This window comes from Pseudomonas sp. AM8 (assembly GCF_036346475.1).
Lineage (GTDB): Bacteria > Pseudomonadota > Gammaproteobacteria > Pseudomonadales > Pseudomonadaceae > Aquipseudomonas > Aquipseudomonas marginalis.
In genome coordinates this window covers 52,645-74,729 of record NZ_JAOTNX010000011.1, presented here as the reverse complement: position 1 = coordinate 74,729, position 22,085 = coordinate 52,645, and the positions used below count along the sequence as shown (strand labels likewise).

Sequence of the window (22,085 nt, the reverse complement as noted above, 5' to 3'; positions counted from 1 at the left end):
GGTACTTCACATTTTGAAATATGTCGTCTGGGAGGGCCTCATCGGGGGCAAGCCCCCTCCCACACTTAACCGCGTTTAATCTGTAGGAATGCGGTCAAAATGTGGGAGGGGGCTTGCCCCCGATGGCGATCCATCAGGCGCCGGATTTACCAGAAGCCATAAACACCAACCCACCCGCCACCGCCCGCTCATGACACAAGCCCAACACCACCCGGCGCTCAGCGTTGTCCATGCGGCTCCAACGCGTAATCTCATCCACGGTGCGCTGGCAGCCGGTGCAGATATCGTCATCGTCCAGCGCACAAATGCTCACGCACGGCGAGGCGACGGGGCGTTCAATCGGGTTCATTCTTCCTGCTCAACCAGGTCCCGCGCGTAACGCTGGGCGTTATGCACATAGTGCGCGGCGCTGGCTTCCAGCATCCGCTTCTGTGCGTCGGTCAACTCACGCACGACTTTGCCCGGCGAGCCCATCACCAGGGAGCCATCGGGGATTTCCTTGCCTTCGCCGATCAACGCGTTGGCGCCGATGATGCAGTGCTTGCCGATCTTGGCGCCGTTGAGGATCACCGCGTTGATACCGATCAGGCTGTAATCGTCGACCGTGCAGCCATGCAGCATGGCGTTATGGCCGATGGTCACGCCGGTGCCCAGGGTCAGCGGGTAGCCCATATCGGTGTGCATCACGCTGCCGTCCTGGACGTTGCTGTTCTTGCCGATCAGGATCAGCTCGTTGTCGCCACGCAGCACCGCGTTGAACCAGACGTTGGCGCCCTCCTCCAGCTTGACCTTGCCCACCAGCGTGGCATTCGGCGCCACCCAGCTGTGTGGATGGGTCTCGACGCGGGCATCGCCCAGGCGGTATTTCATGCTGTTCCCTCACGGCTGGCCGTTCAAACGACGGCTTAGGTATTGATGAAGCTCTTGGGCGGCTGGTGCAGGCTTATCTGGGCGTCGTCATAAAGCAGATTGATCAACTCGACGATCATGATTGCCGTCAGGCCCCAGATCTTGTATTCGCCGAAGCGATAACTGGGCACGTACCAACTGCGACCCTGGTAATCGATTCGGTGGGTATGTTCGCGTGGATCCTGTCGGAAAAAGTCCAGGGGAACGCTGAAGACGGCAGCGATTTCAGCATCGTTGGCCAGGTACTCGACGTAGTCGGGGATCACCCCCACATAGGGCGTGACCCGGATGCCGTGCAGGGAGATCAGCGGGCTCAGCGGGCCGATGACTTCCACCAGGCCGGGGGGCAGGCCGATTTCTTCTTCGGCTTCACGCAGGGCGGTGAAGATCAGGTCCGGGTCTTCGGGGTCGCGGCGCCCGCCGGGAAAGGCCACTTCGCCACCATGGGTCGACAGGCCGCTGGCGCGCAGGGTCAGGATCAGCTCAGGTTCGTCACTGCGGGTAATCGGCACCAGCACCGCGGCCTCGGGGAAACGCCCGTCGGTTTCCAGCGTGTGGGGGGTGTGATTGCTTACCCGGCGAAGTAGCTCGTCCAGCATGAGTCATCTCGGTCTGTTGGCTACCTTGCATCATGCACCAAAGCGTGCGGGTGCCCAACCCCAAAACCCGGCAGGTGTCGCTAAACGACAACTTGCAGGCCCCCGCCCGCCACGCCAAGATAGGCGCACTTTCCAGGAACCCCAGCATGAATTTCTGTAGCCAGTGCGGTAAACCGGTGACCCAACGCATTCCCGAAGGCGACGGGCGCCTGCGTTTTGTGTGTGATCACTGCTCCACCATCCACTATCAGAACCCCAATATCGTCGCCGGTACCGTGCCAGTGTGGGGCGATAAAGTGCTGCTGTGCCGTCGTGCCATCGAGCCGCGCCTGGGTTACTGGACCCTGCCCGCCGGTTTTATGGAAAACGGCGAGACCGTCGAACAGGCCGCCACGCGCGAAACCCTGGAGGAAGCCTGCGCCCGCGTGCGCAACCTGGCGATCTATACGCTGATCGACGTGCCGCATATCAGCCAGGTGCATATCTTCTACCGCGCCGAACTGGTCGACCTGGACTTCGCCGCCGGCCCCGAAAGCCTCGAAGTGCAGCTGTTCGACGAGGCGGACATCCCTTGGTCCGAGCTGGCTTTCCGCACGGTCGGGCGTACCCTAGAATACTTTTTCGCCGACCGCCGCCAGCAGTCCTTCCCGGTGCGCAGCGAAGCCGTGCCACCTCTTTCTTCAAAGCCCGCCCAATAACCATTCGGCAGCTCGTCGCCACAGGGATACCGTTTTAATGCGTTGGTTGCTTGCTCTGATCTGCCTGTCGTTCGCCACGCTTTCGCCGGCCTCTACCGTGGAAACCCTGGGCGGCAAGACGGTCGAAAAAGTCCTGGTGCTCAAGTCCGCCCACCAATTGCAGTTGATCAACGACGGCAAGCCCCTCAAGACCTATCGGATTTCCCTGGGCAAAAACCCCAAGGGCCACAAGCTGATCGAGGGCGACCGTCGCACCCCGGAAGGCCTGTACTGGATCGACTGGCGCAAGACCAGCGACCGCTACTACCTGTCCATGCACATCTCCTACCCGAATATCAGCGATGCCGCCCGCGCCCGCCGCGAAGGGGTGAAGCCCGGCAGCATGATCATGATCCACGGCACGCCCGACACCGAAGACTACCCGGAGCAGTGGTTCCACACCCTGGACTGGACAGACGGCTGCATCGGTATGCGCAACGTCGATATGCGTGAAGTCTGGGCCCTGGTCAAAGACGGCACGCTGATCGAGATCCGCCCGTAAATCTTCGACCGTTCGTAATTTAATTAAAAATATTTCCCTCCCCCTCCCACGCCTGCCGGTGAATACCAGTTCACCGCGCGGGCTGCGCACTTCTGCGCGCGATAAAGACCTCTCTAATACCACTTGATACCGGGCACCATTAAGGCGCCCTGAAACCGTTACTCGCACCGTTTTGGCAGCATTGACATGGTATTTAAGTGGTATTAGCTTCCGGCCAATACCGGGCGACAACACTCCAATAACCGCATCGGAAACCTCATAGATGAACCCCATCCTGACGCTGCGTCCCGACGACAAACAATCCACGCCGCTGTACCTGCAATTGGCCCGCAACCTGGAAGCGGCGATCCATGCCGGCCAGTGGAAATCCGAACAGGCCCTGCCCTCGGAGCGCGCCCTCAGCGAACAGCTGAGCATTTCGCGGGTGACCGCCCGTAAAGCGCTGGAAGTGTTGTTCGCCCAAGGCCTGATCCGCCGCAGCCAGGGTTCCGGCACCTTTATCACGCCACGCCTGGAACAGCCGCTGTCGCGCTTGTCGGGGTTCAGCGAGATGTTGCGCCTCAAGGGCTTTGTGCCCAGCTCCCAATGGCTGGAGCGCGAGATCACCCCGCCGACCCATGAAGAACTGATCCGCCTGTGCCTGTCGCCGACCGACAAGGTGGCGCGCCTCAAACGCCTGCGTAAAGCCGATGACACGGTAATGGCCATCGAGATGACGGCCATGCCCGCCTCGGTGCTGCCGCAGCCGCAAGCCATCGGCAATTCGTTGTACGAACACCTCGAAAGCATCGGCAAGCCCATCGTTCGCGCCCTGCAACACATCCAGGCGATCAACGCCTCGGACGAATTCGCCAGGCTGGTGGGCATCGCCCCCGGCACCGCCATGCTGCTGATGACCCGGGTCGGCTACACCGCCGACAACACGCCGATCGAAATCACCGACACCTACTGCCGCAACGACTACTACGACTTTGTCGCAGAGCTTCGCCGTTATGACTTTGCCGCCGAGTTGCGGCCTTAGAGAACTGCCCATGTCCGAAGACAATATCCTCACGCCCCACGGCTGGATGCGCGGCCGCCTGGTGCACCAGCACGGCAAGGTCATCGCCATCGAGGGCGAACCTTGCGACCCGGCTGAAAACGACTTGCCCTACCTGCTGCCGGGTTTTATCGACCTGCACGTCCACGGCGGCGGCGGTAAAGACATCATGGAAGGCGCCGACGCTTTCGAGACCATCACCCGCACCCATGTGCGTTTTGGTACGACGTCGCTGTTGGCCACCACCATGACCGCGCCGGTGGATGAAATCTCCAGCGTGCTCGGCCAACTCGGGCGCTTCTGCGAGCAGCGTCCTACGGGCAGCGCCCGGGTACTCGGCGTGCACCTGGAAGGCCCCTACATCAACCCGGGAAAACTCGGCGCGCAGCCCAACTTCGCCCACACCGCCTTGATGGCCGAAGTCGAAGCCTACCTGCGCCTGGCGCCGATCCGGGTGATCACCATCGCCCCGGAAATCGCCGGCCACGACGCCCTGATCCGCGCCCTCAGCGAGCGCGGCGTGCGCATGCAGATCGGCCACACCCTGGGCAGCTATGAAGAAGGCGTCGCCGCCCTCGCCGCCGGCGCCACCAGCTTTACCCATTTGTACAACGCCATGAGCCCGTTGCATCACCGTGAGCCGGGCATCGTCGGCGCCGCGCTGGCCCACGCCAAGTACGCAGAATTGATTCCGGACCTGCTGCATGTGCACCCCGGTGCCATGCGCGTAGCCCTGCGGGCGATCCCGTGCCTGTATTGCGTCACCGATTCCACCGCCGCCGCCGGCATGCCCGATGGCGAATACAAGCTGGGCAGCCACACCGTGACCAAATGCCTGGGCGGTGTACGCCTGGCCGACGGCACCCTGGCCGGCAGTACGCTGACCATGGACCAGGCGCTGCGCAACCTGGTGAAGATCGGCCTGCCGATCAGCGAAGCCTCACAACGCCTGTCGCAATTTCCGGCGGATTACCTGGGCCTGGAAGAACGCGGCCGCCTGCAACCGGGCAGCTTTGCCGACTGCGTGCGCCTGGACCGCTCCCTGCACCTCACCGACGTCATGGTCGAAGGAGAAACCATTGTCTTCAAAAATGCTTGAAGAGGCCTTGGCCTCCGCTGACGCCGTCGCGGCGCAACTGCAACGCCTGGGCCCGCTGCTGGAAGAAGTCGCCGGCCGCCTGCGCCGCCAGCCGCCGCAGGTGGCGATGACCATTGCGCGGGGCAGCTCGGACCACGCCGCCAGCTACTTCGCCTACCTGGCCATGCAGCATGTCGGCATCCCGGTGGCGTCGTTGCCGATGTCGGTGGTGACCTTGTTGCAAGCACCCATGAAAGTCAGCGGCCAGGTAGCGTTCGGTTTCTCCCAGTCGGGGCAAAGCCCGGACCTGGTCAACAGCCTGCGCCTGCTGCGCAAGCGTGGCGCCTTGAGCATCTCGCTGGTCAACGCCGAAGACTCGCCCCTGGAAGCCGCCTGCGAATTCCACGTGCCGCTGTGCGCCGGGCCGGAGCTCAGCGTGGCCGCGACCAAGAGCTTTATCGCCACCCTCAGCGCCAGCGCGCTGTTGATCGGCCACTGGAACCAAGAGCCCGACTTGCTGCAAGCCTGCCAGGCCCTGCCCGAAGGCCTGCGTGAAGCCGCCGGGCAGGACTGGACGCCCGCCATCGAGGCGCTGCGCGGCTGCCAGCAACTGATGGTGATTGGCCGGGGCGCCGGTTTTGCCATCGCCCAGGAAGCGGCGCTCAAGCTCAAGGAAACCTCGGCGATCCAGGCCGAAGCCTTCAGCAGCGCCGAGGTACGCCACGGGCCGATGGCCTTGATCGGCGCGGACTACCCGTTGCTGGTATTCGCGCCACGCGGTGCCGAGCAAGCCGGGTTGTTGAGCCTGGCCGCCGATATGCGCCAACGCGGCGCCCGTGTCTTGCTGGCCGCGCCGGACGATATCGCCGAACGCGACCTGACCCTCAGCCGCGCCGACCACCCGAGCCTGGACCCGATCCTGGCGATCATGAGTTTCTACGTAATGGCCGCCGGCCTCGCAGTTGCCCGCGGCATGGACCCGGACCAGCCGCGCCACCTGAGCAAAGTCACCCGCACTCACTGAGTCGCGCTTTCCTGATGAGTACCGTGCCCATGCCCAACAACAATAATGAACTGACCCTCAACGCCCCCCTCAGCGGGCCGTTACTGGCCCTGGGCAACGTGCCTGACGACGTGTTCGCCAGCGGCGCCCTGGGCGACGGCATGGCGATCGACCCGCTCAACGATTGCCTGCATGCGCCGTGCGATGGCGTGGTCATCCACGTCGCCCGCACCGGCCACGCCTTGACGATACGCGCCGACAACGGCGCCGAAGTGTTGCTGCACATCGGCATCGACACGGTCGAATTGAACGGCGAAGGGTTTGCCCTGCTGGTCAAGGAAGGCGCCCGGGTCAGCAATGGCCAGGCGCTGGTGCGCTTTGACCTGGACCGTATCGCCCGCCAGTGCAAAAGCCTGGTCAGCCTGATCATCCTCACCAATGGCGAACACTTTGAACTGCGCCCGCTGGCCGCGAAAACCGTCAAGCAGGGCGACCCCTTGGTGCAGGTTGTGCCGCGTGCGAACGCAGCGCAGCAAACGGCTGTGGATAACGCCGTCGCCGAAACCAGCGCCAGCGTGCGCGTGACTCACCGTGGCGGCCTGCACGCACGGCCGGCGGCGTTGATTCGCAAGACCGCCCAGGGTTTCAGCAGCCAGGCGCAGGTGCACTTCGGCGCCAGGTCGGCCGCCTGCGACAGCCTGATCGGTCTGATGGGGCTGGGCATTGGCGAAGGCGACGAGGTGCGCGTGACCTGTCGCGGCAAGGACGCCGAGGCCGCGCTGCAGGCGCTGGTCGCGGCCTTGTCCGCCGCCGTCAAGGCTGAACGCCACGCACCGGTCGTCGCCATGCCGCGCCGGGCAACCACGGAAGTTGATGTGTTGCAGGGCGTGTGCGCGGCACCGGGACTGGTCTGCGGGCCGTTGTTTCGGCTGGCGGGTATCGAGTTGCCGTCGGACCCCGGCCATCACGTCACTGACGAACAACTGCAACGCCTGGACGCAGCCCTGGAGCAGGTGCGCGGTGAAATCCGCAGCACCCTGGACCAGGCTCGCCAACGCAAGGCCGTCGAAGAAGAAGAGATCTTCGCCGCCCACCTGGCCCTGCTCGAAGACCCCGCCCTGCTGGACGCCGCCACCGAAGCTATCGAACACGGCAGCGCCGCCACCCATGCCTGGCGTGATGCGATCCAGGCGCAGTGCGCGGTATTGCTGGCCCTGGGCAAGCCGCTGTTCGCCGAACGCGCCAACGACCTGCGCGACCTGCAACAACGGGTCCTGCGCGCACTGTTGGGTGAAGCCTGGCATTTCGAATTGCCTGCGGGAGCGATTGTCAGCGCCCATGAACTGACCCCTTCGGATTTGCTGCAACTGAGCGCGCAACAGGCTGCCGGGATCTGCATGGCCGAAGGTGGCGCCACGTCCCATGTCGCCATCCTGGCGCGGGGCAAAGGCTTGCCATGTGTCGTCGCGTTGGGCGCTGAGGTGCTCGATGTGCCGCACGGCCAGCGCGTGGTGCTCGACGCCGGCAACGGCCGCCTGGAACTGGCCCCCAGCGAGGCGCGTCATGCCGAAGTCCACCGGATCCGCGACGCGCAGATACTGCGTCGCCGGCAGCAACAGGCCCAGGCCCAACAACCGGCGCAAACCCGCGATGGCGTGAACATCGAAGTGGCCGCCAATGTCGCCTCCAGCGCCGAGGCCCAGGTGGCCTTTGAAAATGGCGCTGACGGCGTCGGCCTGCTGCGCACCGAATTCCTCTTCGTCGACCGCCGCACGGCGCCGGATGAACAGGAGCAGCGCCAAGCCTATCAAGCTGTGATGGATGCTATGGGCGACAAGTCGGTGATCATCCGCACCATCGACGTCGGTGGCGACAAGCAGCTCGATTACCTGCCACTGCCCGTCGAAGCCAACCCGGTGCTGGGCCTGCGCGGTATTCGCATGGCCCAGGTGCGCCCTGAACTGCTCGATCAGCAATTGCGCGCCCTCCTGCAAGTCAGCCCCTTGCAACGCTGCCGCATCCTGTTGCCGATGGTCAGCGAAGTCGACGAACTGCTGCAGATTCGCCAGCGCCTGGATGAGTTGTGTGCAGAGCTGGAACTGAGCCAACGCCCCGAGCTGGGGGTGATGATCGAAGTGCCCGCTGCGGCGCTGATGGCCGAACAATTGGCCGAGCACGCAGACTTTCTGTCCATCGGCACCAACGATCTGTCCCAGTACACCCTGGCCATGGACCGCGACCATGCCGGCCTCGCCGCGCGTGTCGATGCGCTGCACCCGGCGCTGTTGCGGCTGATCGCCCAGACCTGCGCCGGTGCGGCGAAACACAAACGTTGGGTCGGCGTGTGCGGCGCCCTGGCGTCCGATCCGCTGGCCACGCCGGTGCTGGTCGGCCTGGGGGTCAGCGAGTTGTCCGTCAGCCCGCCGCAAATCGCAGAAATCAAGGACCGCGTCCGTCACCTGGACGCGGCGCAATGCCGGCAACTGAGCCTTGGCCTGCTTGACCTGAGCAGCGCCAGGGCGGTTCGCCAAGCCTGTCAACACCACTGGCCGCTGAGCTGACAACAACAAGAAAAAGGAGACCCGCCATGCACCAATTATTCATCGAAGGGCTGCAACGCCTGGGCCGCGCGCTGATGCTGCCCATCGCCATCCTGCCGATTGCCGGCCTGCTGCTGCGATTGGGCGACACCGACTTGCTCAACATCGCGGTGATGCACGATGCCGGGCAGGCGATCTTCGCCAACCTGGCGCTGATCTTCGCCATCGGTATTGCCGTGGGTTTTGCCCGTGACAATAACGGCACCGCTGGCCTGGCCGGGGCAATTGGTTACCTGGTGATGATCTCCACGCTCAAGGTGATGGACACTACCATCAACATGGGCATGCTCGCCGGTATCGCCAGCGGCTTGATGGCCGGTGCGCTGTATAACCGCTTCAAGGACATCAAGCTGCCGGAGTACCTGGCGTTCTTCGGCGGGCGGCGGTTTGTGCCGATTGTCACCGGGTTTTCAGCGGTGGCGCTGGGGGTGATTTTTGGCTTGATCTGGCCGCCGATCCAGCACGGGATCAACAGCTTCGGCGTATTGCTGATGGAAAGCGGCAGCCTCGGCGCGTTCGTGTTTGGCGTGTTCAACCGCCTGCTGATCGTCACCGGCCTGCACCATATCCTTAACAACATGGCGTGGTTTGTGTTCGGCAGTTTCACCGACCCGCTGACCGGTGCGGTGGTCACTGGCGACCTGACCCGCTACTTCGCCGGCGACCCCAAGGGCGGCCAGTTCATGACGGGGATGTTCCCGGTGATGCTGTTCGGCCTGCCCGCTGCCTGCCTGGCGATGTACCGCAACGCCCTGCCGGAGCGGCGCAAAGTCATGGGCGGGATCTTCCTGTCGATGGCGCTGACCTCCTTCCTGACCGGCGTGACCGAACCCATCGAATTCGCGTTCATGTTCCTCGCGCCGTTCCTTTACCTGCTGCACGCGCTGCTCACAGGCCTGTCGATGGCCGTCACCAATCTGCTGAACATCCACCTGGGCTTTACCTTCTCCGGTGGGTTTATCGACATGGTGCTGGGCTGGGGCAAGTCCACCAATGGCTGGCTGATGGTGCCGGTGGGCCTGGCCTATGCCGTGATCTACTACAGCGTGTTCAGCTACTGCATCCGTCGCTTCAACCTCAAGACACCGGGCCGGGAAGATATCCAGGCCGCCCCGACCGAAGTCATGACCGACCATCAACGGGCCAGCGCCTACATCCGTGCGCTGGGCGGCGCTGACAACCTGCTGAGTGTCGGCGCGTGCACCACACGCCTGCGCCTGGACATGGTCGATCGCAACAAGGCCGTGGATGCAGAGCTCAAAGCCCTGGGCGCGATGGCCGTGGTGCGCCCCGGTAACGGCGGCAGCTTGCAGGTGGTGGTGGGCCCACTGGCGGACAGCATTGCCGACGAGATTCGCTTGGCCATGCCCACGTCCGGCCAGCCATCGTCGCCCTCGGCCCCCGCTCAACCCGAGGCCGGCGCTGTCACCCCGCCACACGCCGAACAATGGCTGAATGCACTGGGCGGTGCGCGTAATGTGTTGCAGTTGGAGTGCGTGGCCATGAGCCGCATTCGCTTGAAGCTGGCTGATGACCAAGCGCTGTCCGAGCAGCAGCTCACAGCCTTGGGTTGCCAGGGAATCCGCCAGCTCGACGACGGCATCTGGCACTTGCTGGTGGGTGAATCGGCCCAGGGCTTGAGCAGCGCACTCAAGGCCCTGGCCAACCGTGATCCGGTGCCCACCAGCGCCTGACATCGCGACTTATCTACCGCCTTGCCAACGGTGCAGCGCTCCATGCTGAGGTTCCTATCATCAGCATGGAGAGCGCGCCTGTGAACACACCATCCCAGGCCTTTGAAGGCATCGAAAGCAACCTCAATCAGATCGGTCATCACCTGCTCAATGTCGAAGCACCGCTGTTGCCAGAACACAAATCCTCAGCCGAACAGGCCTATCTGGAAAAAACCAACGCAATCCTGGCGAGCTACCGGCAGCAGTTCCTGCACAAGAGCCGAACGCTTTACCAATCGCTGAAACAGCGTGACCTGCCCCAACAACTGGTCACGCTCAAGGCCACACTCAACACCCATCTGGAACACCTCGACCGCTACGAGCAGATCGACGGAAAACCGCGTAAATCCTTCATGACCTTTGAAGCCGGTTTCACTGCCCTTGCCAACGAAACCGCCCTGAGCGCCCAGGACCGTCTGCTGCACCCGCAACAACAGGCCATGCTGGAGCGTGTGCCGCTGGGCAGCACACTGCGGCCTGGTTTCTATGCGTTGACCCTGGACTATCAAGCACAAACCATCGAACTGGCCGGGGCCTTTGTCCTGACCGAACGCACCAGCCCGGTCGTCACCGACCTTTCCTCCATGCCGGCCGTGGGCGAAGTGATGCTGTTCACCCCCACGCGCGGGATTGAAACCTTTGGCTCCCTGCCTCAACTGAACGCGCATTTGCAGCGCGGCATGGATGACGCCGCGCAACGCCGCGACTTCATGCACCTGCTGCCGGTGCGCTACCACCACATCAGCCCCGGCGCGATCTGGCCGCTGGCACTGACGCCCATCAATGACCGGCCGCTGTTCGAACACACCTACAACGCCCTGATCGATAAGCGCAACGCAGACATTGACCATGCCCTGAGCCTGGTGAACAACCCCGAGCAGGCCGTGGACACGCTGATCAGCGCACTGGACCACGCCATCGTCGCGTCCCTGCCCGACCTGGCCGCACGCCTGGCATGGCGTGCCCAGCGCGTGCTGGAGCGCTACCTGCGCCAGAGCGCCCCGGACTGGTACCGGAGCGCCAGCGAAACCCGCCGGGCCGAATTGGCCAGGCACCTGGCAGACTACAACACCGCCCGCCAACACCTGCTTGAACTGCTGGGCCCGGTCACCACGCCTGCAACACTGGCCCGCTATCAACTGCTGGAGCGGCTGAGCGAAGACCTGGATATCCACGACCTGGAACCGGAACGCCTGGTGATCAATACCCGTCGCTACGTCTCCCCCATCGGCGAGTACGAACACGACCGCAACCTGATCGACCTGACCCTGCGCGGGCTGCACGAAGGTGACGAGCAGACGGGCTCGGACTTCCTGAGAAAAACCACGCTCACCTATCAAGAGGCGCCACTGCCAGAGGCATACAAGGACCTCACCGTGACCTGGCTGGTACAGACGCTTAGCACCCTGCAACCGCGCCTCGACTTCGCCGCTGCGCAACAACAGATGCATGCAAAACCCGAAACCAGCCTCGCGATCGAACAGATGCTCGACCAAAGGATCAACGCGCTGGCCTATACCGCCGTGCTCGAGGGCCATCTCAGTGAAGACGACTTCCAATTGGTGCAGACCCTGCGCCAAGGCACCGACGCCCGCCTGAGCGCCGCAACCCTGTCTCTGCATGAGGCCCAGTTGCAGGATATGTGGGTGCTGCGCCAGAGCGACGGCAACGGCAAGGTCATACGCCTGCTGCTGTGTACCCCTGAGGCACCTGGGCGGCAGCAATTCCAGGCATTCGACGATGAGGTTGCCTGCCAGCAGCACATCCTTGGCTGGAGCCTGGACAACGGTTCGAAACAACCGCCCGGCACCCTCACCGATTACCTGATCACGCGGGTCGCCTTGCGCTTTCGTGCAGCGATGAAGCAGGTCTTGACTGGCCTGAGTTTCAAGCCTCATGCCGAGGAATACAAAGAGGTCCGCTTTGGCAACATCGGCAACCATGCTCATTGCCTCAAGGCCATGTCGGCCCATGTGCTGGCGACACGGGTCGACGACTATGCCTTCAGCACACCGGACTGGTACCGCTCCACCAGTAACGCCAACCGCCAGAAGCTTTTGAAACTGGCTGACGACGCCGAGGGTGCACTGCATGCCTACAACGCCTTTGCGCTGTCCGATGCGCACTTCCCCAGCTTCCCCAGCTTTGTGCATAAGCAGGCAAAAAAGCGCCTGAACGAGCTGCTGGGACGTCACCAGAACGATGTCGACCCCGATACCGTCTGGGCCTTCTCGCCGCCGGCACTGCTCGGCGCCTGGACGCCGAAACCGCTGACCTACACCCAGCTGTACCGTGACGGCTACGCGGACGGCGTGGGTTTTCTCGACGAAAAGTTTTCGCGGGCGGCCCGCTTCAAAGGTCCCAACGGCATTGACCTGAGCCCGCTGACCGCAGAAAAGGTCGCCCGCTCGGTCACCGGTGTGTGGATCGGCCAGCGCTACATCAACGAGGTCAGGGCCCGCCTATTGAATGTCGGCAGCGCGGATTACGAGTTGCGGCGCAATGCAACCCTGAGCATCACCCAACGCCAGATGCAGAACGCTGCCTTGGAGTGCCGCCTGCAAGGGCATATCGCCGGGGTCGATTGGGAGTGGCTTGAACGCAGTATCGCCAGCATGGGCAGTACCGCCACCGACCAGCGCGGTACCTATGCCATCCATCGACTGCTGGTCGACGGGGAGTGGGTCATCGACACCTTCCTGTTCAGCCACAGCGGCTTCCCGACGTTGCTCTACACCCCCAACGCACCGGATGGCATCAGCTTTCGCGAGGCCCGGCAGTTCAATTACCTGCTGAAAAAAATTCCCGGCATGGTCGGCTATTTGACCCTGCGGGTAGGGGCCCAGTCGCAGACGCGGGTACGGACTTTCCTGGAAAACGCCAAGGCGCAGTTACCCGAGGACCTGAACAAGACCTCCGTCAGCCTTGCGCGCTACGACGCCACCCGCGTGCCCCTGCCGGACCTGCGCCAAGCGCTTTACAACATGAAGCTGCAGCGCAAGATCGACGATGTTGAAGGCACCACGGTCAATCGACTCAAGATGATCACCGGTATTCTGTGGACCTGCGTGGAGTGGGTCACTGCGATTGCCACCGCGCCCTTCCCCGTCCTCAGCCTGAGCCTGGGCATGCTGCTGGCGTTCAAGGACGGCATGCTGGCCTTGCACGCTTACCAGCAGGGCGATACCGGCGCCGCACTGGAGCACTTGATCGGCTACATGCTCAACAGTGCCGGCGCCGCATTCACCGATCTGCGCCCGGCCCTAGTGTCCCTCAGGCAGCTTGCCCGACCCGCCGTGAGCCCGATCGCCAGGCGCACTGCCGTCCCCAGCGAAGCCTTGAAACTTGTCCAGCCTCTGCAACCCAAGCCCTTGGCCCTGGAAGACATGCAAGCGGTACTCTTCGATGGCCAAGCGCTGTGGGCGAAGAAAACCCCGGACCCCATCGGCCGCTACCTGCTCTACCGACTGGACCCGGCCAGTGGCAAACTGGTCTCCACCACACGCGTGGCAGCCCCGGATGCGCAAGGCGTCTGGAGCCGCACCGGGATCACCGGCGGCGCACCTAAATATGAAAAACTGCCCGACACACCGGAGCCGCTCAAGCCCTATGAAATACCGGTGAAGTACGCGAGCAAACTGGAACTGGCGATCAATCCGGATGTGCGGGCCAGCATCGTGCAGCGGACTGAATGGGAGTTCGGCTCGCGGGAGGGCGCGCTGGGGCACGTCGCCAGCGAGTTGCACTCCCTGCGCACCACTTATTTGCAACAGGCCGAACGCTTGACGAGTGACGCCGAAGAGTTCTTCAAACACCTTGATCCGTTGCCGGCCCGCGCCGACGTCCCGGCCATCGACGCCGACGCCTCATTTACGCAACTACTGGCCAGCGATGCCTTGGCCGCAAACCGGCACTTGGTCATCGGCGCGGCACCAGGCTCCATCGCCAGTAAAGAACTCCTGATAACGCAAATGGACAGCTTGCTGAGCAAAGGCTTCAAGTACCTGTACATCGAGCACCTGCCTGCCGATTTATTCCGCACAAAACTGCAGAAGCTCAACACCGGTAAATCCTGGCAGCACATCGAACGCCACCTGAAGACGATTGACCAGGCGTTTGGCTTCGCCGAAGACGCCGAGTATTCGTTTGTCGCCCTGGTGCGCCAGGCGCAAAAAAAGGACTTGAAACTCAGAGCCCTCGACGCCTCGACCTCGTATCAACTGGAGGATGCCCTGCAAATGGGCGACACCCCGGTGACTACGCCGCGGGATAACGCTTCGAGGAATTTCTATTCCCACAAGACCATCGAGACCGACGCCATCGACGAGCCAGACGCACGCTGGATCGCGTTAGTGGATTCCTCGCGCCTGCGTACCTTCGATAAAACGCCGGGCCTGGCCGACTTGCACGACGCGGTGGCCTTGCGGGTGGACGATGTCGGCCCAGGCCAGCCGGTGGGCATCTGGATCGACGAGCCGGGCGCCATCGTCGGCGATCCACTGGCCCACGCTGACTACCGGCTGACCCTTCACACAGCCTATGCGGCGCCCGAGCCGGTAACGCCATCCGGTGCTGCGTCAGTCGCTGTCGCCAACCACTTCAGCGACTACGACATCGCGCCGCCGTTGCGCGCCAGCATCGCTCAACAGGCTACTACGCGATATGGGCTCAATACACGTTACTACTCGACGGCCCCCGATCATCGCGAAGCACTCCAGGCGTTCCAGAACACCAGGGAACGCCTGAGCACCGAGGCACAAACCTATATGGCCAGCCACGTGCCGCCCACCAGGCCCGACCCTTCGGTTCTGGGCTCGCCGAAAACCCCAGAGGCGCTGCTGGAAAGCATCCGTCACAGCGAGTTCACCGGACTGGTGATCGGTGAAGGGCACCGGGCGGAGTCCAGCAAACGGTTGTTGCGCGAGCACATGGGGCACCTCAAGGCGCAGGGGTTCAAGACCCTGTACGTAGAACACCTGATGACCGATTTGCATCAGGCAGAGCTGGATGCCTTCCTGCGCACCCAACACCTGCCGGACACCCTCAAGCGCTACCTGAACTATCTGGACCAGGGGCAAATGCGCGGCTACAAAGGCCGCGATACGTACACGGAAGTCGTCCAGGCAGCCGGCAAGCACGGCTTGCGCGTCCGCGCCCTGGACTGCGCCGCCAGTTATCACCTCAAAGGGCTGGGTGGGGACATGTCTGTAACGCGCAACCAAATATTCAGCTACTTCGCCTCCAATGTGATCAAGGCCGACCAGGCGGCGCATGGGCCACACAAGTGGGTCGCGTTCATCGGCAGCACTCACACCAACAACAACCTGGGGGTGCCCGGACTGGCGGAACTGCAAGGTGCCGTCAGCCTGCATGTCAGGGACACGCCCCCCGCGTTGGCGCGAAACATTCGCCCCGGCACCTGGGAGACATTTTCCGAAGGCATAGACCTCGATGCCAGGGCCTTGCGTAGCGACTTAGTTCTGGAGGCCGGTGTGGAAGGCTTAACGGCGCCAGCGCCGTTCGTTCCGGTCGACCGGTCTCGGCTGAAAAGACCCGGCCATTTCCTGATCGAACGCCCAACACCGGCGCAGAACAATGTGCTGCACCGTTCGCGCACCGGGGAAATTGTGTCGACGCCCATCAAGGTCAATGCTGACGGCCTGTATTACGTCGACCGCTGGGAACCGATGCAGGGCAAGCGCTTCAGCTACGAAAGCACCTTGATCAGTGCACTGCGGGTGGAAGTCGGGCTGACCCCCGCGCCCTGAGTCGTTGAAGGCCTGGCCCTGATTGCATGACAGCCAACAAAAAACCCGCTGGCCAAACTGGCCCAGCGGGTTTCTTGTTTTAACAGCCAGCCGATCAGAAATCTGCCAACTGCCACACTTCATACGCCGGTGTCTCGTAGGGGTGGCTGAGCTTCAAGGCCGCGACAACCGCCTTGACCCACTCATCGGCCACCACCAACTCGACCTTCCACTCTTCAACCACTTCAACCTGGCCAACCTGCCCGATAAACGGCTGGCTGCCGTCCAACGCGCGAAACTGGCCCTGGCCCAGCACTTGCCAGGCGCAGCGGTCGTAGTCGCCGATGCGTCCGCCGCCAGCAGCGAAGACGGCGGTTTTCACCGTCTCCACATGGCTGTCGGGCACAAAGAAGGCGAGCTTGTACACGGTCTTAGTTCACCCACACGCGGGCGTTGCGGAACATGCGCATCCAGGCACCGTCTTCGTTCCATTCTTCCGGGCGCCAGGAGTTCTGCACGGCGCGGAACACGCGCTCCGGGTGCGGCATCATGATGGTCACGCGACCGTCGCGGCTGGTGAGGCCGGTGATCCCGCGCGGCGAGCCGTTCGGGTTGGCCGGGTAGCTTTCGGTGACCTTGCCGTGGTTGTCGACGAAACGCATGGCCACGCAGCCGGACAGATCGGCCTCGAGCAACGCCTCTTCGCTTTCGAACTCGGCATGGCCTTCACCGTGGGCGATGGCGATTGGCATGCGCGAACCGGCCATGCCCTGCAGGAAGATCGAGTTGGATTCCTGCACCTGCACCATGGCGACACGGGCTTCGAACTGCTCGGAACGGTTACGCACAAAGTGCGGCCAGAACTCGCTGCCCGGGATCAGCTCGTGGAGGTTGGACATCATCTGGCAACCGTTGCACACACCCAGGGTGAAGCTGTCGTTGCGTTCGAAGAAGCCCTGGAACGCATCGCGGGCACGGCTGTTGAACAGGGCCGATTTGGCCCAGCCTTCACCGGCACCCAGCACGTCGCCGTAGGAGAAACCGCCGCAGGCCACCAGGCCTTTGAACTCGTTGAGGTCAACGCGACCGGCGAGGATGTCGCTCATGTGCACGTCGATCGCATTGAAGCCGGCGCGGTCGAACGCGGCCGCCATTTCCACCTGGCCGTTGACACCCTGCTCACGCAGCACGGCAACCTGTGGGCGGATGCCTTTCTTGATGTACGGCGCGGCGATGTCCTGGTTGACGTCGAAGCTGAGCTTGGTGCTCAGGCCCGGGTTGTCTTCTTCCAGGATCACGTCGAATTCCTGCTCGGCGCAGTCGGCGTTGTCACGCAGGCGTTGGATCTGGTAGCTGGTCTCGGCCCACTGGCGTTGCAGCAAGCGGCGCTGGCCGGCAAACACGGTGTCGCCGTTGAACGAGATGTTGATTTCACCGTTGTTGATCGGCTGGCCGATCACCGCCACGCAGTCGTCCAGGCCAGCGGCGCTGAATTGTGCGAGGACGTCCGGCGTGGCGTCCTGGCGCACCTGGATTACCGCGCCCAACTCTTCGTTGAAGAGGATGCCGTTGATTTCAGAGGCGTCCTCGGCAACGCTGTCGAGCACGATGTTCAGGCCGCAGTGACCGGCGAAGGCCATCTCGACCACGCTGGTCAGCAGACCACCGTCGGAACGGTCGTGGTAGGCCAGCAGGTGGCCGTCGGCGTTGAGGCCCTGGATCACGGCGAAGAAGGCTTTCAGGTCTTCGGCGTCATCCACGTCCGGCGCCTGTTTGCCGAGCTTGCCGTGGGTTTGCGCGAGGATCGAGGCGCCCATGCGGTTCTGGCCACGGCCCAGGTCGATCAGGATCAGGTCGGTGGTGCCCTTGTCCATGCGCAGTTGCGGGGTCAGGGTCTGGCGGATGTCGGTGACCGGCGCAAAGCCGGTGACGATCAGCGACAGCGGCGAGGTGACGCTCTTGTCCACGCCTTCATCGTTCCAACGGGTGGCCATGGACATGGAGTCCTTGCCCACCGGAATGGTGATGCCCAGCTCCGGGCACAGCTCCATGCCGACCGCTTTCACGGTGTCGTACAGACGCGCGTCTTCACCTGGGTGACCGGCAGCGGACATCCAGTTGGCCGACAATTTGATGTCGGACAGCTTGCCGATGCGCGACGCGGCGATGTTGGTGAGGGTTTCACCAATGGCCATGCGGCCCGACGCCGGGGCGTCCAGCAGGGCCAGCGGCGTACGCTCGCCCATGGCCATGGCTTCACCGGTGTAGACGTCGAAGCTGGTAGCGGTGACGGCAACGTCGGCCACCGGCACCTGCCATGGGCCGACCATCTGGTCACGGGCCACCAGGCCGGTGATGGTGCGGTCGCCGATGGTGATCAGGAAGCTTTTGCTCGCCACGGCCGGGTGGTGCAGCACGCGTTCGATGCTGTCGGCCAGTTCGAGTGTGCTTGGGTCGAAATCATCGCCCAGCTCGGCTTCACGCACGGCCGAACGGTGCATGCGCGGGGCTTTGCCCAGCAGCACTTCGAGGGGCATGTCCACCGGGCTGTTGCCGAAGTGGCTGTCGGTGACCGTCAGTTGCGGCTCGGCAGTGGCTTCGCCGACCACGGCAAACGGGCAACGCTCGCGTTCGCAGATGGCCTGGAAGCGCGCGAAGTCTTCAGGGCCGACCGCCAGTACGTAACGTTCCTGGGATTCGTTGCTCCAGATTTCGTGCGGGGCCATGCCCGGCTCGTCGTTTGGAATGTTGCGCAGTTCGAAACGGCCACCGCGGTCGCCATCGTTGACCAGCTCCGGGAAGGCGTTGGACAAACCGCCGGCGCCGACGTCGTGGATAAAGCTGATGGGGTTCTTGTCACCCAACTGCCAGCAACGGTCGATGACTTCCTGGCAGCGGCGTTCCATCTCAGGGTTTTCGCGCTGTACGGAAGCGAAATCGAGGTCTGCCGAGCTGGTGCCGGTGGCCATGGAGGAAGCCGCGCCGCCGCCCAGGCCGATCAACATTGCCGGGCCGCCGAGCACGATCAGCTTGGAGCCGACCAGGATCTCGCCTTTCTTGACGTGCTCTTCACGGATGTTGCCCATGCCGCCGGCCAACATGATCGGCTTGTGGTAACCGCGCACTTCATCACCATGAGGGGTGGTGATGGACTGTTCGAAGGTACGGAAGTAGCCGGTCAGCGCCGGGCGCCCGAATTCGTTGTTGAACGCGGCGCCGCCCAGCGGGCCTTCGATCATGATGTCGAGTGCGGTGACGATGCGCTCAGGCTTGCCGTACGGCACTTCCCACGGCTGCTCGAAGCCTGGGATCTGCAGGTTGGACACGGTGAAACCGGTGAGGCCGGCCTTTGGCTTGGCGCCACGGCCGGTGGCACCTTCGTCGCGGATCTCGCCGCCGGAACCGGTGGCCGCGCCCGGGAACGGGGCAATCGCGGTCGGGTGGTTGTGGGTCTCGACCTTCATCAGGATGTGCACCGGCTCCTGCACCGCGCCGTACTGGCGGGTTTCAGGGTCCGGGAAGAAACGGCCGGCGACCGAGCCGACGATCACCGAGGCGTTGTCCTTATAAGCCGACAGAACGCCTTCGCTGTGCATCACGTAGGTGTTCTTGATCATGCCGAACAGGCTTTTTTCCTGGCTTTCGCCGTCGATGTCCCAACTGGCGTTGAAGATCTTGTGACGGCAGTGCTCGGAGTTGGCCTGGGCGAACATCATCAGTTCGATGTCGTGGGGGTTGCGCTTGAGACCGGTGAAGGCGTTGACCAGGTAGTCGATCTCGTCTTCGGCCAGGGCCAGGCCCAGCTCGGTGTTGGCCTTCTCCAGCGCAGCGCGGCCACCGCCCAGCACGTCAATCGCGGTCAGCGGCTTGGGCTCGGCGTGGCTGAACAGGCCGGCAGCCTGTTCCAGCTGGCTGACGATGATCTGGGTCATGCGGTCGTGCAGGCTGCTGGCGATCAGCTCGGCCTCGGCGTCGCTGAACTGCCCTGCTACATAGAAGGCGATACCGCGTTCCAGGCGCTGGATTTTTTCCAGGCCGCAGTTACGGGCGATGTCGCTGGCCTTGCTCGACCAGGGCGAGATGGTGCCGAACCGTGGCAGAACCAGGAACAAGCGGCCGGTCGGCTCTTGAACGGGAACGCTTGGGCCGTACTTCAGAAGGCGTGCGAGCACTTGCTGTTCGTCGGCGGTCAAGACGCCGGTAACGTCGGCGAAGTGAGCAAATTCAGCATACAGGCCTGTAACCGCTGGAACCTTCTGGCTCAGTTGTTCAAGGAGTTTGCTGTGGCGAAAGGCAGAAAGGGCAGGAGCGCCGCGCAGGATCAACATCTTCGGGACAGCCTCGGGAAGGGGTGTGCTTTGAGGCCGTGCATTCTAGCGTAAACCATCGCCAACGGCACCCGAAACGGCACCGCTGGCGGCTGCCGAACGTCAGTTGGCACGGTTTGCACGCTATCGGGGCGTTATCCAAGGCATTCCGCGCAGTTATTTTAACCGTCACAATCGGGCGCCAAGCCACGTTTCTGCGGGTTGCAGCACAGTTTTGGCGGCGCTAGCAGACAAGTCCGCCGCTGTCGAGATATGGCGCCGTGGGCCGTTTGCGTATACTGCGCAGATGTTCTCCCCAACTGCTTTGCGCCCGCGATGCGCCAGATGGCTCATCGTCACCGGACTCTTCCTGATGCTCAGCGCCTGTGTTGATAAACCCAGCACGCTCGAGCGAATCAAGGAGGATGGCGTATTGCGGGTGATTACCCGAAACAGCCCGGCGACTTACTTCCAGGACCGCAACGGTGAAACCGGTTTCGAATACGAACTGGTCAAGCGTTTTGCCGATGACCTGGGCGTGAAGCTGGAAATCGAGACCGCCGACAACCTCGATGACCTGTTCGGCCAGCTGGGCAAACCCAACGGCCCGGTGCTCGCCGCCGCCGGCCTGGTCAGCAGCGAGCAGCGCCAGCAACAGGTGCGTTTCTCCCATCCTTACCTGGAAGTCACCCCGCAGATCATCTACCGCAACGGCCAGTCACGCCCGACGAACGCGGCGGACCTGGTGGGCAAGAAGATCATGGTGCTCAAGGGCAGCACCCACGCCGAACAACTGGCGGCGCTTAAAAAGCAGAACCCGGCCATCGAATACGAAGAATCCGATGCTGTCGAGGTGGTCGACCTGCTGCGCATGGTGGACGAGGGGCAAATCGACCTGACCCTGGTGGACTCCAACGAAGTGGCGATGAACCAAGTGTACTTCCCCAACGTACGGGTGGCGTTCGACCTCGGCAATGCCAGCAACCAGAGCTGGGCCGTGGCGGCCGGCGACGACAACAGCCTGCTCAACGAGATCAACAGCTACCTGGACAAGGTGGAAAAGAACGGCACCCTGCAACGCCTTAAAGACCGCTATTACGGGCACGTCGATGTACTCGGCTATGTCGGCGCCTACACCTTCGCCCAGCATTTGCAGCAGCGGCTGCCCAAATACGAGAAACACTTTCGCGCCTACGCCAAGGAAGAAAAAGTCGATTGGCGCCTGCTTGCGGCTATCGGTTATCAGGAATCGCTGTGGCAACCGGCGGTCACCTCAAAGACCGGCGTGCGCGGCCTGATGATGCTGACCCAGAACACCGCCCAGGCCATGGGCGTGTCCAACCGCCTGGATGCCAGGCAAAGCATCATGGGCGGCGCCAAGTACCTGGCCAAGATCAAGGACGAGCTGGACGACAAGATCGCCGAGCCCGACCGCACCTGGTTCGCCCTCGCTGCTTATAACGTCGGCACCGGCCATCTGGACGACGCGCGCATCCTGGCGAAGAAGGAAGGCCTGAACCCGAACAAGTGGCTGGATGTGAAGAAGATGCTGCCGCGCCTGTCGCAGAAGCAGTGGTACAGCAAGACCCGCTACGGCTACGCCCGAGGCGGCGAGCCGGTGCACTTCGTGGCGAACATCCGGCGCTACTACGACATCCTGACCTGGGTGACCCAGCCCCAGCTGGAGGGTAACCAGGTGGTGGAAGGTAATCTGCATGTGCCGGGTGTGGATAAAACCAAGCCGCCGGAAGACACCCCGCAGCTATAAGAACACTGAAAAAACTAAAATGTGGGAGGGGGCTTGCTCCCGATGGCACAGTGTCAGCCACTG

The 22,085-nt window shown here is 63.1% G+C and carries 14 protein-coding genes; 9 read left to right on the top strand and 5 right to left on the bottom strand.

All coding sequences use genetic code 11. The features are described from left to right. Window positions 1–133: 133 nt before the first annotated feature. From V3W40_RS24045 to V3W40_RS24035, 3 genes are read right to left on the bottom strand one after another with little or no spacing between them, the layout of a single operon-like run. Window positions 134–349 (bottom strand): DUF1289 domain-containing protein, encoded by a 216-nt coding sequence (locus tag V3W40_RS24045; RefSeq protein ID WP_330215761.1) that lies wholly within the window; start codon window positions 347–349, stop codon window positions 134–136. Then, on the bottom strand, window positions 346–870 hold the full coding sequence (locus V3W40_RS24040; RefSeq protein WP_065924838.1) for a gamma carbonic anhydrase family protein: 525 nt from the start codon (window positions 868–870) through the stop codon (window positions 346–348). Before V3W40_RS24040 ends, V3W40_RS24045 begins: the two co-directional genes overlap by 4 nt. Window positions 871–905: 35 nt before the next feature. Next, window positions 906–1,508, bottom strand: a complete 603-nt coding sequence (locus V3W40_RS24035) for a CoA pyrophosphatase (RefSeq protein WP_015885706.1) — start codon at window positions 1,506–1,508, stop codon at window positions 906–908. A 146-nt stretch (window positions 1,509–1,654) separates the two neighbouring features. Here V3W40_RS24035 and V3W40_RS24030 point away from each other — a divergent pair, with 146 nt between their 5' ends. The 8 genes from V3W40_RS24030 (at window position 1,655) to V3W40_RS23995 (ending at window position 15,968) form a co-directional block, all read left to right on the top strand. Further along, the gene (locus tag V3W40_RS24030; RefSeq protein ID WP_065924840.1) at window positions 1,655–2,206 is read left to right on the top strand and encodes an NUDIX hydrolase; all 552 of its coding nucleotides are present in this window, start codon (window positions 1,655–1,657) and stop codon (window positions 2,204–2,206) included. A 37-nt stretch (window positions 2,207–2,243) separates the two neighbouring features. After that, entirely contained in the window at window positions 2,244–2,747 is a 504-nt protein-coding gene (locus tag V3W40_RS24025) for a L,D-transpeptidase family protein (RefSeq protein ID WP_330215760.1), read from the top strand. A gap of 262 nt (window positions 2,748–3,009) precedes the next feature. Beyond that, the gene (locus V3W40_RS24020; protein ID WP_330215759.1) at window positions 3,010–3,768 is read left to right on the top strand and encodes a GntR family transcriptional regulator; all 759 of its coding nucleotides are present in this window, start codon (window positions 3,010–3,012) and stop codon (window positions 3,766–3,768) included. Window positions 3,769–3,778: 10 nt separating this feature from the next. Then, on the top strand, window positions 3,779–4,885 hold the full coding sequence (gene nagA / locus V3W40_RS24015; RefSeq protein WP_065924842.1) for an N-acetylglucosamine-6-phosphate deacetylase: 1,107 nt from the start codon (window positions 3,779–3,781) through the stop codon (window positions 4,883–4,885). Then, on the top strand, window positions 4,866–5,888 hold the full coding sequence (locus V3W40_RS24010; protein WP_330215758.1) for an SIS domain-containing protein: 1,023 nt from the start codon (window positions 4,866–4,868) through the stop codon (window positions 5,886–5,888). The genes nagA and V3W40_RS24010 overlap by 20 nt, the downstream gene beginning before the upstream one ends. Window positions 5,889–5,917: 29 nt before the next feature. Continuing rightward, window positions 5,918–8,428: a phosphoenolpyruvate--protein phosphotransferase gene (gene ptsP, locus V3W40_RS24005; RefSeq protein ID WP_330215757.1), complete on the top strand. Its 2,511-nt coding sequence runs from the start codon at window positions 5,918–5,920 to the stop codon at window positions 8,426–8,428. A 26-nt stretch (window positions 8,429–8,454) separates the two neighbouring features. After that, on the top strand, window positions 8,455–10,161 hold the full coding sequence (nagE, locus tag V3W40_RS24000; protein ID WP_330215756.1) for an N-acetylglucosamine-specific PTS transporter subunit IIBC: 1,707 nt from the start codon (window positions 8,455–8,457) through the stop codon (window positions 10,159–10,161). An 80-nt stretch (window positions 10,162–10,241) separates the two neighbouring features. Then, window positions 10,242–15,968 carry a membrane-targeted effector domain-containing toxin gene (locus V3W40_RS23995; RefSeq protein WP_330215755.1) on the top strand — a complete coding sequence of 1,909 codons (5,727 nt, stop codon included), beginning with the start codon at window positions 10,242–10,244 and terminating at the stop codon, window positions 15,966–15,968. 94 nt (window positions 15,969–16,062) lie between these two features. On the opposite strand, the gene V3W40_RS23990 is transcribed toward V3W40_RS23995, so the two are convergent. Then, window positions 16,063–16,374: an NGG1p interacting factor NIF3 gene (locus V3W40_RS23990; protein ID WP_065924847.1), complete on the bottom strand. Its 312-nt coding sequence runs from the start codon at window positions 16,372–16,374 to the stop codon at window positions 16,063–16,065. A gap of 4 nt (window positions 16,375–16,378) precedes the next feature. Next, window positions 16,379–20,275, bottom strand: coding sequence for a phosphoribosylformylglycinamidine synthase (gene purL, locus V3W40_RS23985; RefSeq protein ID WP_330215754.1), 3,897 nt, complete (start codon window positions 20,273–20,275; stop codon window positions 16,379–16,381). Window positions 20,276–20,561: 286 nt separating this feature from the next. Here purL and mltF point away from each other — a divergent pair, with 286 nt between their 5' ends. Next, on the top strand, window positions 20,562–22,022 hold the full coding sequence (mltF, locus tag V3W40_RS23980; protein ID WP_027605438.1) for a membrane-bound lytic murein transglycosylase MltF: 1,461 nt from the start codon (window positions 20,562–20,564) through the stop codon (window positions 22,020–22,022). Window positions 22,023–22,085: the final 63 nt, after the last annotated feature.